15 protein-coding genes and 1 pseudogene are annotated in these 11,958 nt (G+C 44.1%); 15 read left to right on the top strand and 1 reads right to left on the bottom strand.

Going from position 1 to position 11,958, the window contains the following annotated elements; genetic code table 11:
- The first annotated feature begins 196 nt into the window (after nucleotides 1-196).
- From CKY02_RS17400 to CKY02_RS17355, 10 genes are read left to right on the top strand one after another with little or no spacing between them, the layout of a single operon-like run.
- A complete protein-coding gene (locus CKY02_RS17400) occupies nucleotides 197-757 on the top strand; it encodes a phage tail protein (protein WP_193493156.1) in 561 nt (186 codons plus the stop codon).
- A complete protein-coding gene (locus tag CKY02_RS17395; RefSeq protein ID WP_023043989.1) occupies nucleotides 757-1,641 on the top strand; it encodes a phage tail protein in 885 nt (294 codons plus the stop codon). The genes CKY02_RS17400 and CKY02_RS17395 overlap by 1 nt, the downstream gene beginning before the upstream one ends.
- Nucleotides 1,642-1,643: 2 nt before the next feature.
- Entirely contained in the window at nucleotides 1,644-1,856 is a 213-nt protein-coding gene (locus CKY02_RS17390; protein WP_023043988.1) for a tail protein X, read from the top strand.
- Nucleotides 1,844-3,022 (top strand): phage late control D family protein, encoded by a 1,179-nt coding sequence (locus CKY02_RS17385; protein ID WP_023043987.1) that lies wholly within the window; start codon nucleotides 1,844-1,846, stop codon nucleotides 3,020-3,022. Before CKY02_RS17390 ends, CKY02_RS17385 begins: the two co-directional genes overlap by 13 nt.
- Nucleotides 3,019-3,621: a phage baseplate assembly protein V gene (locus CKY02_RS17380; protein WP_023043986.1), complete on the top strand. Its 603-nt coding sequence runs from the start codon at nucleotides 3,019-3,021 to the stop codon at nucleotides 3,619-3,621. The genes CKY02_RS17385 and CKY02_RS17380 overlap by 4 nt, the downstream gene beginning before the upstream one ends.
- Before the next feature lie 45 nt (nucleotides 3,622-3,666).
- Nucleotides 3,667-4,020, top strand: coding sequence for a GPW/gp25 family protein (locus CKY02_RS17375; RefSeq protein ID WP_023043985.1), 354 nt, complete (start codon nucleotides 3,667-3,669; stop codon nucleotides 4,018-4,020).
- Nucleotides 4,011-5,114 (top strand): baseplate assembly protein, encoded by a 1,104-nt coding sequence (locus CKY02_RS17370; protein ID WP_023043984.1) that lies wholly within the window; start codon nucleotides 4,011-4,013, stop codon nucleotides 5,112-5,114. The genes CKY02_RS17375 and CKY02_RS17370 overlap by 10 nt, the downstream gene beginning before the upstream one ends.
- Complete coding sequence (locus CKY02_RS17365; RefSeq protein WP_023043983.1) at nucleotides 5,107-5,682, top strand: phage tail protein I; 576 nt, start codon at nucleotides 5,107-5,109, stop codon at nucleotides 5,680-5,682. The genes CKY02_RS17370 and CKY02_RS17365 overlap by 8 nt, the downstream gene beginning before the upstream one ends.
- Before the next feature lies 1 nt (nucleotide 5,683).
- Nucleotides 5,684-6,661, top strand: a complete 978-nt coding sequence (locus CKY02_RS25855; RefSeq protein WP_240002080.1) for a gp53-like domain-containing protein — start codon at nucleotides 5,684-5,686, stop codon at nucleotides 6,659-6,661.
- Nucleotides 6,662-7,114 (top strand): tail fiber assembly protein, encoded by a 453-nt coding sequence (locus CKY02_RS17355; RefSeq protein WP_112896255.1) that lies wholly within the window; start codon nucleotides 6,662-6,664, stop codon nucleotides 7,112-7,114.
- Between the two features lie 100 nt (nucleotides 7,115-7,214).
- On the opposite strand, the gene CKY02_RS17350 is transcribed toward CKY02_RS17355, so the two are convergent.
- Nucleotides 7,215-7,472 carry a helix-turn-helix domain-containing protein gene (locus tag CKY02_RS17350; RefSeq protein ID WP_065389358.1) on the bottom strand — a complete coding sequence of 86 codons (258 nt, stop codon included), beginning with the start codon at nucleotides 7,470-7,472 and terminating at the stop codon, nucleotides 7,215-7,217.
- A 103-nt stretch (nucleotides 7,473-7,575) separates the two neighbouring features.
- Between CKY02_RS17350 and CKY02_RS17345 the strand changes: the two genes are divergently transcribed.
- The 5 genes and pseudogenes from CKY02_RS17345 (at nucleotide 7,576) to pilP (ending at nucleotide 11,956) form a co-directional block, all read left to right on the top strand.
- Nucleotides 7,576-7,848 carry a helix-turn-helix domain-containing protein gene (locus tag CKY02_RS17345; RefSeq protein WP_051240231.1) on the top strand — a complete coding sequence of 91 codons (273 nt, stop codon included), beginning with the start codon at nucleotides 7,576-7,578 and terminating at the stop codon, nucleotides 7,846-7,848.
- A 70-nt stretch (nucleotides 7,849-7,918) separates the two neighbouring features.
- Entirely contained in the window at nucleotides 7,919-8,167 is a 249-nt protein-coding gene (locus CKY02_RS17340; protein WP_011147600.1) for a helix-turn-helix domain-containing protein, read from the top strand.
- Between the two features lie 807 nt (nucleotides 8,168-8,974).
- Nucleotides 8,975-10,159, top strand: a pseudogene (gene pilN, locus CKY02_RS17335) (PilN family type IVB pilus formation outer membrane protein); the annotation flags it as partial.
- A gap of 23 nt (nucleotides 10,160-10,182) precedes the next feature.
- Nucleotides 10,183-11,484: a type IV pilus inner membrane component PilO gene (gene pilO2 / locus CKY02_RS17330; RefSeq protein ID WP_112896254.1), complete on the top strand. Its 1,302-nt coding sequence runs from the start codon at nucleotides 10,183-10,185 to the stop codon at nucleotides 11,482-11,484.
- Complete coding sequence (pilP, locus tag CKY02_RS17325; protein WP_112896253.1) at nucleotides 11,471-11,956, top strand: type IV pilus biogenesis protein PilP; 486 nt, start codon at nucleotides 11,471-11,473, stop codon at nucleotides 11,954-11,956. Before pilO2 ends, pilP begins: the two co-directional genes overlap by 14 nt.
- The last annotated feature ends 2 nt before the right edge of the window (nucleotides 11,957-11,958 follow it).

Here is an 11,958-nt window from a genome sequence, read left to right as displayed (position 1 = left end):
CTTTCCGGTAAATAAAAGTAATAGATCAAAATTGGCGATTACCGTCAACCCCACTGATATCATCAATACAAAAAACCTGTGTAAGATCACACTATTTTTAAATCAGAAATACGGTGCGGAATGACGGATTACTAATGCGTTTGATGGCGGAATATTTGAGGTCAGTAAATTAATTTTAAATTGGTCGCCATTGAGATTGTTCTATAAAACATTTGCTGGCGTTATGAAATGGTTTGGTATTGGTATGCCCAATAATTTTACTGACTTTGGTAAAAATATCGTTAATGGGTTGGTTAATGGTATTTCTAATATGCTGACTACGGCTAAGGACACCATTAAAAACTTTGGCGGCAAAGTTTCTAGCTGGTTTAAAGAAGCGTTAGGTATTCAATCCCCCAGTCAGGTATTTATGGGATTTGGCGATAATATTGTGCAAGGTGTGGTTGTTGGTGTTGATCGTACTACGCCGTTGGCTGCTCGTGCCACTCAACGTCTGGCAGAGGGAATGACGCCTGATGTCCCACAAATCTCACCTCCTGAGATGATGTTGGGCAATCCAGCCAGACGAACAGGTTATAAAGATATCAGCAACAGCAATAATGGTTTTTCTATCTCTTTCGCACCGCGAATATATATTGGCGGTAAACCGCAAACGGCTACATCCGATATTAATAAAGCCTTAAACCTGAGTGTGCGTGAATTAGAGAAACTGCTGGAGCGTATTGTCATTCAGAGAGAACGCCGGAGATACGGATAATGTTTGCGGTATTAGGTGATATTGAATTTGAGCTGATCACATATTGGGATGGTTTTGATGTAACGTTTGGTGCTAATTATGCCGAACATGCACGAATTCAAGGTAAACCCGGCTTGCAGTTCGTGGGGGAAAAACTGGATGAAATTCAAATTAGTCTGGTCTTTCATCAACATTATTGTGCGCCGGATGTTGAATTGAATCGGTTACGTGAAGCAATGCGGAAGCATCAAGCACTCGCGCTAGTATTCGGAAATGGTGATTACCGTGGCTGGTTTGTTATTACTGATGTGACAGCTACCAGTGAACAAACGGATTCAGTAGGTAATATATTTGCCCTCAATGCCTCGGTGACATTACTTGAATATATCGGTGATCCTAAAAAACCGCTGAAACCGCCTGCCATTAAATCTCATGTCCTGAATACAAAGGCGTTGTCTAATGCAATACCGAAACCATCAGGTATGGCTAAAAAAGTCAGGGATGGCGTGAATTATGTCAAACAAGCACAGTCAGCACTGCAAACGACTATCAGTGCGGTACGTATTGCACAGAAGATGAAAGACAAACCGACCGTAGCGTTAACCCGCGTACCAGGTCTTCTTACCGGACTTAACAATATTGTTGAGCCATTAGGGAAAAGCTATCCGGCTTTTCAATCACTTGGTAACTCATTGCCAGATGCGATTCAATTGACCAGAGCAACGGGACAAGCAGTAACATTTGTTAACAATGCTCAATCGTCATTAAGCCGTGCAGATAGTCGTAATATCGCGGCTGTATTAGATTCCGTATCAGGCCAACTTGAATCGGCAAGTTCAACATTTACATCAATATCACCCGCGCTCAGTAAGATGGCAGCGCAAATTACCACAAGGACACTTTGATCATGTTTCTTGAACACATAACGAAAGAGGGAGATAGATGGGATTTATTGGCTCACTATTATTATGGTGACCCTTTAGGTTACGCTCGCATAATTGCTGCCAATCCGCACGTTGCAGTTACACCTATATTGCCATCAGGTGTCGTATTGTTGATCCCTATCATTGACGCTGACAATGTAGTAACTGCCGAGGATACACCACCGTGGCTGAGATAATTGATCCCAAGCAAACACCATCTATAACGGGTGTCTCAGAGGTTTTAAGTCCGACATTCACGTTACGATATTTGCAAAAAGATATCACAAATGACATCACTCCTTATGTCACTCGTGTCAGCTATACCGACAACATCAAAAGCGAATCCGATGAAATAGAGGTAGAATTGGATGATACTGATGGTCGCTGGCTGGATAAATGGTATCCGGGCAAAGGTGATACGTTGACATTGAAGTTGGGCTATTTCGGCGAACGGTTATTGAATTGTGGCTCATTCTACATTGATGAAATTGAAGTTAGTATCCCTCCTTCTATTGTATTTGTTCGAGGTGTAGCAACGTCTATCAATACGGCATTGCGTACCAAGTCTAACCGTGGATTTGAGAATACAACACTGGCCGCTATTGCTAGCCGTATCGCCAAGAAACATCGGTTAAAGCTGATCGGCAGTATCGAAATCATCAAGATTGACAGGGTGACGCAATATTCGGAAACCGATGTAGCGTTCCTGAAGCGGCTGGCTAGTGAATATGGTTATGCCGTTAAGGTTGTCAGTGAACAGCTAATTTTCTCCCACTTAGTCACTTTGCGCAGCCAAGAACCGATAAAAAAATTACACCCTCGTGATATTGCCCAATTTTCACTACGGGACACGATTAATAAAGTCTATAAAAAAGCCAAAGTGAAACATCAAAAAGCTGATGATAAAAAATTGATTGTCTATGAAGCTGATGGCACGACCAGTGCAAGTAATCAGTCCAATTCAAGAGATAAGAGTAGCGGTAAAGAAACTAGCGCAGATACCTTAAAAGTAAACAGCCGGGCTGCTAACAAAGATAGCGCTGAAATAAAGGCCAAGTCAGCACTGGATTTACATAATGAGTACCAGCAGAACGGCTCACTTTCATTGATGGGAGCCCCTCAGTTAACCGCCGGAAATAAAATTGAGTTGGTTGAATTTGGCAAGTTATCTGGGCAATGGTTAATTACTTCAGCTCACCACTCTTTTGATCGCAACAGCGGATATATAACCGAACTTGAAGTTGCTCGTGGCCCTGTTGCATCGGGCAAATCCAAGAAAGGTAAAAGGGGGAAGACTCAGAAATTGGTTGTATATAAGCCCGATGGTTCTTCCGACACGATCATCGAGGAGGAATCCAAATGAGCAGTGTAACTCGTCAAGTTGGTACGATTAGCGCCGTAGATCCTGCTACTGTTCGTGCCCGCGTGCGATTGCCTGAATGCGATAATATGCGTACTAATTGGCTGAATGTGTTGCAGCGCAATACCCAGAATAACAAAGACTATTGGTTGCCCGATGTTGGGGAACAAGTTGAAGTATTATTGGATGCCAATGGTGAAGATGGTGTTATTTTAGGTGCTATCTATTCCAGTGTTGATAAACCGTCAGCTAACAATAAAGACGTCCGTGGTATGACTTATGCAGATGATGCAGCTTTTTACTATGATCGTACCTCACACACCCTGACTATTAATGGTGGCATTCAGCACATTAAGATCGCAGCGGGAGCCAATGTTGTTATTCAGACACAGCAGGCAACTATTGATGCGCCGGAAACAATCGTAACCGGAAATATGTTAGTGAAAGGCCAATTAACTCACCAAAATGGGCTGTCGGGTTCTGGTGGTAATGGTACTACGAACATTCAGGGTAATGTCAGCGTCGATGGCAACATCCATGCAACAGGTAGCATCATGGATGAAGGCGGTAACTCGAATCATCATTCTCATGGGGTTCTTTAAACGTCTTTAATATTAGATATTCCTGCCGAGGGCGATACTGTCCCCATGAATACGAACTCACACTCTGTTTTTTGGCAACCCGCTCTCCAGAACTCAGGCAAAATTGCCTGTGGGCTGGATGATATCGCCCAAGCAATATTCATTATTCTACGTACACCACGTGGCAGTGATCCACATCGACCAGAATTCGGCAGTAACTTGCACCTTTATATGGATTACCCAATAGACCGCGCTATTCCCCACGTTGTCAGGGAATCTGTTGATGCTATTACACGTTGGGAACCTCGTTGCCAGTTGTTATCGGTGAAACCGAATGTTGAGGCAGAGCACCTGACTCTGCGTGTGAATTGGACAGCAGTTGATGGCATTACACAATCTACGGAGTTGCTATGGCGCTGACAGAACCTGATTTTATCGAGCGTGATATAGAGAAAATCACAACCGAAATGATCGCAAAGTATGAGGCTGATGTAGGTAAGACTTTGTACCCAGCACAGGCAGAACGCCTGCTGATCAATTTATTTGCATATCGTGAAGCACTGACCCGAATGCAAGTTCAGGAAGCCGCCAAGCAAAATCTGGTCGAGTTTGCCCGTGCGCCCATTTTGGACTACTTAGGGGAATTGGTCGGAGTATATCGGCTACCCGCCCAGCCTGCACATACAACACTGCAATTTAGTGTTGATGAAGCATTAGAGCAAGATGTACTCATTCCAGTTGGAACTCGTGTTAATGCATCGGACAGTATTATTTTTGCTACTAATACAGATGCTGTTCTGAAAGCAGGCACACGTTTCGTTAATGTCACAGCTACTTGTACAGATGCTGGGTTATCAGGGAATAGCTGGCAACCAGCACAAATCAGTACATTGTTGGATGAAATCGACGACATTGACCTGCAAGTGATCAACACAATAGTGAGTAGTGGTGGTTCGGCAGAGGAAAGTGACGAGAGGCTACGTGTACGAATCAAGATGGCCCCTGAATCGTTTACTAATGCGGGCAGTCGTCAGGCTTATCGATTTCATGCCATGCGTGCTCACCCCAATATTGTTGATGTTGCAGTCAGGTCTCCCATTCCGGGTGTTGTTGAACTGTTTCCACTATTGGCAACAGGGTTGCCAGATGAAAGCATTTTAACGCTGGTGAAAAGTTTTTGTTCTGATGAAAAAATCCGCCCGCTGACTGACACTGTATATGTAAAACCTCCCGTGAAGGTTGATTATACCATCAAGGCGAAACTAACCTTGTACAGTGGCGTTAATGCACCTGGTATTCAATCAGCAGCAGAACAAGCCATACAAACATGGGTAGCTGAACGAGCAACAACGCTAGGGAAAGATATTATTCCCAGCCAAATCATCTCAACACTGTCTGTTTCTGGCGTTTATCAAGTCGTACTGGAGTCTCCTACGTTTCAGGTTGTAGGTGAAAATGAATGGGCGAACTGTATCGGTATCACTGTTGTGATCACTGGAGTCGCTGATGGTTAAGTTACATCTACCACCTCCACTAGAAGCTGATATCAGTATGCGTGCATTAGGTCAGTTGGCCTCCCGTTTTGATGATATCGATTTAACCCAATTAATGGTTTATCTCATTGATACTGTCGATAGCAGCGCACTGCATTGGCTGGCAAATCAATTCTCCCTATTTAGCGATGGCTGGGAGCTTGTCGAATCAGACAATGCTCGCCGCACGTTAATCAAGTCGGCTATAGAATTGCATCGGTATAAAGGCACACCGTGGTCAATTCGTGAAATTATCCGTCGTTTTGGGTTTGGTGAGATTGATTTAATTGAAGGCACTGGTCAAATCAATTATGACGGTCATGCCAGCCATAACGGTAATTATGTTCACGGAGATTCAACATCTTGGGCAGATTATCGCATCATACTTCAGCAACCTATTACCAATGATCAAGCCTCGCTATTGCGCACTACACTGGCAGCGTTTGCGCCTGCACGCTGCCACCTTACCAGCTTGGAATATCAGTCTGTATCAATTCGTTACAACAATACTGTCAGTTATGACGGTAGTTACAATTATGGGAGCAGTTAAAATGGCTAATTTGCCGGAAACCCCACAGTGGTCAGAGGCAGTGTATCAAATAGAAACCTCAGATCCCGTGTTAGGCGGGCCTGATGGTATTTCCAATCGGCAGGCTAAACAGTTGGTCAACCGCACAAGTTATCTTAAACAAAAACTAGAACAAAATGGGAATGAGTTGAGGGAACATTCTGAGGTGCAAAATCCGCATACTCAGTATGCACCGAAAGCCAGTCCCATTTTCACAGGAACGCCAATCGCCCCCACACCTGCTAAAAACGCTAATAATACTCAGATTGCAACAACAGCATTTGTGCAATCACTGACGGATACGGCGAATCAAAGTGCTATAGCAGCAAATAACAACGCTAATAGCCGAGTACCATCCATTCGTAAAGTGAATGGGAAAGCGTTGTCATCTGATATTTCATTGAATGCCGGGGATGTGGGAAGTTATGCTAAATCTGAGAGCGATAACACTTTCTTGCGTATTTCTAGCGATAAAACTGCAACCGTTGGTAGTTTATTAATTGATAGTAAAACTCCTTTTCCTGAGCTACGTTTCAAATCGAAAGATGGGTATGTGGTAGGAATTAATGGTTCGGAAGGAAAATTGTTACATATTTATTCTAACGATCCGAACAATCAGCGACGTTATAATATATTAATACCTGAGCGAAGCGGTACGCTCGCATTGCAAAACGCAGCTATAAAATCTGAAAATGGCTGGTGGCAATGCGGGGATACGGGAATAATTATTCAATGGGTTAAAGTTGCATCAAGCCAACAGTCATGGGTAAAAATCAATTATCCAATTTCTTTTAAAAATCAGTTTATTGGATATGTCGCAAGCATGTCGAGTATCAATACATCAACAGGTCATACATTAGTACGTAATGCAACATTATCGACGTTTGAATATCAAGCTGGCACTCCCAACAACAATGAGAATCCAGGCAAAGTTGTTCATATATTATTTTGGGGGGTATAAATGGTTTATTTCTCCAGAAAAGAAGGCGCTTTTTATAGTGAAGCTCATGAAGAATGTGTTGAAATAACAGCAGAGAAACACAATGAATTACTTACAGGGCAGTCACACGGTTTGTCAATTGTCAGTAATAAAGAGGGTTATCCAGTGCTTACTGAACGCGCTCCGTCCGTTTATCATAAATACGATGGTGAAAAGTGGATAATATCAGAAAGCGGTGTGATAAAACTTAGGCAGGAACAGCAGCAACAAGCAGAACATAAGAAACAGCAACTTATGTTCACTGTAAGTAAACAGATAGCTCCGTTACAAGATGCTGTAGATTTGGGGATGGAGAGTGATGAGGAAAATTCTCGGTTGACCGCTTTGAAAAAATATAGGGTATTGCTGAACCGTGTTGATGCTAACTTAGCGCCAGATATTTATTGGCCCGAAAAACCCAGAGTAATAGAATAAGGGCTGCAATAAACTGGCCCCAATAGTCAGACAGTCTAAGCAGCTAACATGGCCTAGGTTCGATATTATACCGAACTTAGACCATTTAGTTGAGAATTAGTCACCTGGAAGAATTATTTCGGATAACTCGTTCAATAGGTTGTCCATTCTCGTCAAAATATCGGCTTGGCCAAATTTCTGAGGGATGTACTCCGAGATTGTTCGCAATAATCCACTCTCCTTTAGGCCAAGGTCGTGATAGAGCATTAGCTAATGTAGATGAGCTAAGTCCCTCCTTACGTGATACCGCTGCTAAGGTAGTGCCGAGCTTACGTAAGGCAGCGATAATGTCGGCGGTATGCCAATCTTTTTTATTCATTTCCTTTATATCTCCATATAACAAACGCATGAATTATCCTATTTTGGGATACTTAAGTAAATGGTTGATATTCGATTTTGGGATATTAATCAAGGTTAAAGAAATGGCATCGATTTATTCATATGAATATCAAATGGTTATAAACGCTCTTCGTAAGGCTAGGATAGAAAAAGGTATTACTCAAAAAAGATTGGCTCAAGCCTTAGATCGACCTCAATCATTTATTGCTAAAATTGAAAATGGTGAAAGAAGGTTGGATGTAGTTGAATTTGTGCATATAGCACACTTGCTATCTGTCGATCATGGGCTAATTTTAGAAAAAATACTGTTCAAAAAACCACCTAAAAAGCCAAAACGAGCAGAGCTTATAAAATAAAAAATCCCATTTTGGTATAAATCAACAATCGATTGATATTTAATCCTAAATGTTTAGTAGGATTGAATATATGGTTTCAATTTACTCTGATGAATATCAAATAGTTATCAAAGCACTCCGTGAGGCTCGTATAGCAAAGGGGGTCACGCAAGAGAATTTAGCTCAAGCGCTAGATCGCCCTCAATCGTTTATTGCGAAAGTTGAGAATGGTGAAAGAAGATTGGATGTTGTGGAATTTGTTCATATAGCACATTTGTTATCATTAGAGCCAAGTGTTCTCATAAAAAGAATCCCAAGAAAATATTCCTCGATATGCTGATAACTTTCTATCTATGCTAGTTTCATCAGATAGCGTAGCTAAAGAGGGATTCACATAGTTAACTATGTGATAGAACAATTAGGGTTTATATCCCTAGAGTTGTTTTTTGTACTCCGTGTTATGCAGTGTCTATACACGTTTTACTTGGCTAACACTATAATTGGAGCTATCTGCGCTCCTTTTGCGCAGATAGATGTAACTAAACCGGTTCCGCTCTAGGTTGGAGAGGGGGCTGGTTTATAAGGTCATGAGGTCGGCCTTTTCAGCTATAGCTATTTCCCCAATTTTCGGAGCTTCGGCTCCCTTAATTTGACCAACGATTTTTACGCATTGCGTATTGCTAACTTATATGCTGAATTCCGAAAATGACTTCACGTTTTTCCTGTCTATACGCTCATTCTTCTCGTTCGGTTAGGTGAATTTGCCGGGCGCTTTTTAATAACTTCTTAGTCTCAAGATAGAGGTTTATAAGGCTAAAATAGCTTTACATCAGAGGTAGGTTCAAGTTCAACTAAAATCATAGCTAAATGCATTCCAATCATTTTCATTTGGTTAGGCATTTTATTCTGTACTGTGCATTATGATAGAGGTGTTAACCCCATTTTAATGAGTGCAGAATATACCGCCTAGCTGTGCGGAATTGGTTACCTTGCTACAGATTTAAAGGAAAAATGGGTAAATTGAATAAATTACAGTCATATTTATGACGTTAGTTGTGTAAAAATTTTTCAATAGATGAAACACAATTGTCGCTTCATTTATCGAGCGGATAGGCGAAATTTATCGCGCGCGGCATCACCAGAAGTACTCACGGGTCTCAATTGGCAAGGGGAACTAACGGGGCTTTTAGACAATATTGCCAGCCGGTTAGGGATTGCATGGAAGATAGATAACAGGGCTGTCGTGTTTTATCGGTTTGAAACCCGGACATTTCAGCTGAATGTTCTCAACACCCGTACCAGCAGTAATGCCAGTGTTGCCTCAGGGTCAACCAGTAGTATGGGGACATCAGGGGGTAGTGGTAATGTCAACAATTCTGTCTCTGGGGAGGCCAGCTCTTCACAGAAAACGACGGTTGATCTGAACAGTGATTTATACGAAGACATCCGTAAGACAGTCGAGAATATGTTGACGCCCGAACGGGGTCGGTTCTGGTTGTCAAGCTCCAGTGGAACGCTGATGGTAACAGACACGCCGGCGGTACTGGATTCGGTATCCCGTTATGTGGAAGAGCAAAATACTGTTCTTAACCGTCAGGTTTTGTTGAATGTTCAGGTGCTGAGTGTCAGCACTACCCGTAAAGAGCAAATGGGGTTGGACTGGGGATTAGTTTATAACTCATTGCATAATTTGGGGGCTACGCTGTCTGGCAGTTTTAGCGGTATGGGCAGTGGGGCAACGTCTGCGGGTGTCAGTATCCTGGAAAGCGCCACAGGGAAAGCGGCAAAACTCTCGGGTTCCAGCCTGCTGATAAAGGCGTTGAGCGAGCAAGGTAATGTCAGTGTGGTGACCTCTCAAGGAAGTGCGACCACTAATTTGACCCCCATTCCGATACAGATGGCTGATCAGACGGTGTATGTGGCTCAAAGCAGTACAACGACGGCTACGGATGTGGGAGCCACCACGGCTCTGACGCCCGGGATGATTACTACCGGGTTTAATATGACTTTGTTGCCGTTGATACAGCGCAATGGGGATGTTCAGTTACAAGTGGCTTTTAACTTGTCTGATCCGCCGACTATCCGTTCATTCACATCTAAAGAAGGCAATTCTTATATCGAGATGCCGTATACCCGGCTGCGTTCACTGAGCCAGAAAGTGAATTTACGTGCCGGGCAGGCGCTGGTGCTCACCGGATTTGAACAGGCTGATACTCGGGTGACTAAGGCGGGAACCTTTACACCGGGTAATTTCCTGCTTGGGGGAGGACAGTCCGGAGAGAATAAGCGTAGTACGTTGGTTATTTTAATCACCCCCGTGTTACTGGATTGAGGAATGAAAGGAGGCATGAATCAATGAAAAGCATCAATTTAGAAATACCTGGAGAGACACCCGAAGTCACGGTTGTAAAGGCCGGTCGCCATTGTTGGATCAGTGGCCTGCGTTGGTCACCGTATGTGAAGGTAAAACGGGGGCACCGTAGAGGGCAACGTGTTCGTCCTCAATACACCGATGTACATCTGGTCGTGGGAAATCGTGTGGGAGGACGCCAGCAGACTACACGTATGATGGGGACGGGAATGATCAGGAAATTGTATTGCCGTCACACACCGTATTCTTTAGCCATCGCTTTTTTATCGCATTCCGGCCCAAACGGGTACGGGATCTATGATTTGGGCGAAGAGCAATGGTTATTTTTGGCAACGCAGAATGGTTTGCCGTCCGTGATGGCCGATATTGTCGGGACCCGCGAGAATGTCAACGCAGCACTGTCCCGTTTTTTAACGTTTAATCCGGCTCCAGATAAAAGCTGGCGGGTGGTATCTGACCCTGATAATCCGGCCCACTGGCGCTCAATAACTTCTGCTTTGTCTGCTCATCAGTATCGGATGTGTCGCCTGCAACGGCGGTGGAGGTCACCATTATTGTTGATGGCCGTATTCATCTTTTTGTTGATAGTCGTGTGGGTGTTATTACAGTCAGGAAAATCTCCGAATGAGAGATTACCGATGACTGAAACCGTTCAGGTTAGGGCGTCACGATTGTTTGAAGAAACGCCAAAACCTGTTGACTTACCGCATCCGTGGGCCGATAAGCCGTTGTTACCCGCATTTTTGGCACGTTGTGTTATGACCAGTCGAACGATACCTGTGTTATTGGCGGGGTGGCGCTTGACGGCAGGTTCATGCCGAAAAGATGGCGTCCGCCTTCACTATGAGATTATGCCTGGCGGTACAGCAGCGCATTTTGTTCAGCGTGTACAGAGTGTATTTAAGCAGTCACCGGTTTTTGACCTGGTTCAGGGCGCAAAAGAAGGCCGGGTATTCCTGCCGTGGAAACCTTTGCCGGTTCGCAATGAAGCGGTGCCTGCTGTTTCAGTACAGTTGATGAAGATGGTTTCGAATTTCCAGCAATGGCAGATCCCTCTGACGTTAAATGAACTGACTCCAGCATCGGCATTACCGGGAGACGGGCAATCTATACCTTCCCAGGATTGGCGAGAATACCTGTTCAGCTTCAGTAGTCGGGTGATGCCAGCATGGCTATTTGCTGAACTGGATGATACAGGGCTGCGACTGAACAGCCTCACGTTTACCCTGACCTCACAGGGACAGTTAACCTATCAGACTGAGGGATACATTTATGCCCGGAAATAATACTGCCTTGTGTATCAGTGTGTTAAGTGGGCTAATTTTTATCAGTTCACCCGTATGGGCAACAGAGGATAGCGCTCTTTCGGTAACAGGGATGACAGAAGCATCTGCGGGTGTGACTGTGGGGCAGTTAGAGCATTTACACGCGAAAAATTTGTTGCTGGAAGCGGAATTGCAGCAGGCTAAATTACAACGCCAACTGACAGAAAATCAGCCTTTGGGGTTAACGGGCAGTAATGACCTTGATTTGCCGATGACCGTATCACCGGTGATAACGGCGGGACAACCTGTGACCCGTCCGGTGGTGCAGGAGATTTATGGTCGGGGGCATGCATTGCGGGCCAGCGTAAGCCTGCCGGGCCGCGGTGTGATGGAGTTAGCTGTCGGTGACGCAGTGCCTGGCACTCAGTTCAAAGTTAAGGTGATCACGCTTTCTGCGGTCACGCTAAGTGATGGCTCGGTATTAACGTTCTGAGA

Origin of the sequence: Photorhabdus bodei, assembly GCF_003287735.1 — a bacterium.
Taxonomy (GTDB): domain Bacteria; phylum Pseudomonadota; class Gammaproteobacteria; order Enterobacterales; family Enterobacteriaceae; genus Photorhabdus; species Photorhabdus kayaii.
This window is presented reverse-complemented; position numbering and strand designations above follow the sequence as displayed.

Excerpts from the sequence above, each read along its gene's own strand:
- CKY02_RS17395 (WP_023043989.1), top strand. The coding sequence starts at position 757 with ATGTTTGCGGTATTAGGTGATATTGAATTTGAGCTGATCACATATTGG.
- CKY02_RS17390 (WP_023043988.1), top strand. The coding sequence starts at position 1,644 with ATGTTTCTTGAACACATAACGAAAGAGGGAGATAGATGGGATTTATTG.
- CKY02_RS17380 (WP_023043986.1), top strand. The coding sequence starts at position 3,019 with ATGAGCAGTGTAACTCGTCAAGTTGGTACGATTAGCGCCGTAGATCCT.
- CKY02_RS17375 (WP_023043985.1), top strand. The coding sequence starts at position 3,667 with ATGAATACGAACTCACACTCTGTTTTTTGGCAACCCGCTCTCCAGAAC.
- CKY02_RS17370 (WP_023043984.1), top strand. The coding sequence starts at position 4,011 with ATGGCGCTGACAGAACCTGATTTTATCGAGCGTGATATAGAGAAAATC.
- CKY02_RS17365 (WP_023043983.1), top strand. The coding sequence starts at position 5,107 with ATGGTTAAGTTACATCTACCACCTCCACTAGAAGCTGATATCAGTATG.
- CKY02_RS25855 (WP_240002080.1), top strand. The coding sequence starts at position 5,684 with ATGGCTAATTTGCCGGAAACCCCACAGTGGTCAGAGGCAGTGTATCAA.
- CKY02_RS17355 (WP_112896255.1), top strand. The coding sequence starts at position 6,662 with ATGGTTTATTTCTCCAGAAAAGAAGGCGCTTTTTATAGTGAAGCTCAT.
- CKY02_RS17350 (WP_065389358.1), bottom strand. The coding sequence starts at position 7,472 with ATGAATAAAAAAGATTGGCATACCGCCGACATTATCGCTGCCTTACGT.
- CKY02_RS17345 (WP_051240231.1), top strand. The coding sequence starts at position 7,576 with ATGGCATCGATTTATTCATATGAATATCAAATGGTTATAAACGCTCTT.
- CKY02_RS17340 (WP_011147600.1), top strand. The coding sequence starts at position 7,919 with ATGGTTTCAATTTACTCTGATGAATATCAAATAGTTATCAAAGCACTC.
- pilO2 (WP_112896254.1), top strand. The coding sequence starts at position 10,183 with ATGAAAAGCATCAATTTAGAAATACCTGGAGAGACACCCGAAGTCACG.
- pilP (WP_112896253.1), top strand. The coding sequence starts at position 11,471 with ATGCCCGGAAATAATACTGCCTTGTGTATCAGTGTGTTAAGTGGGCTA.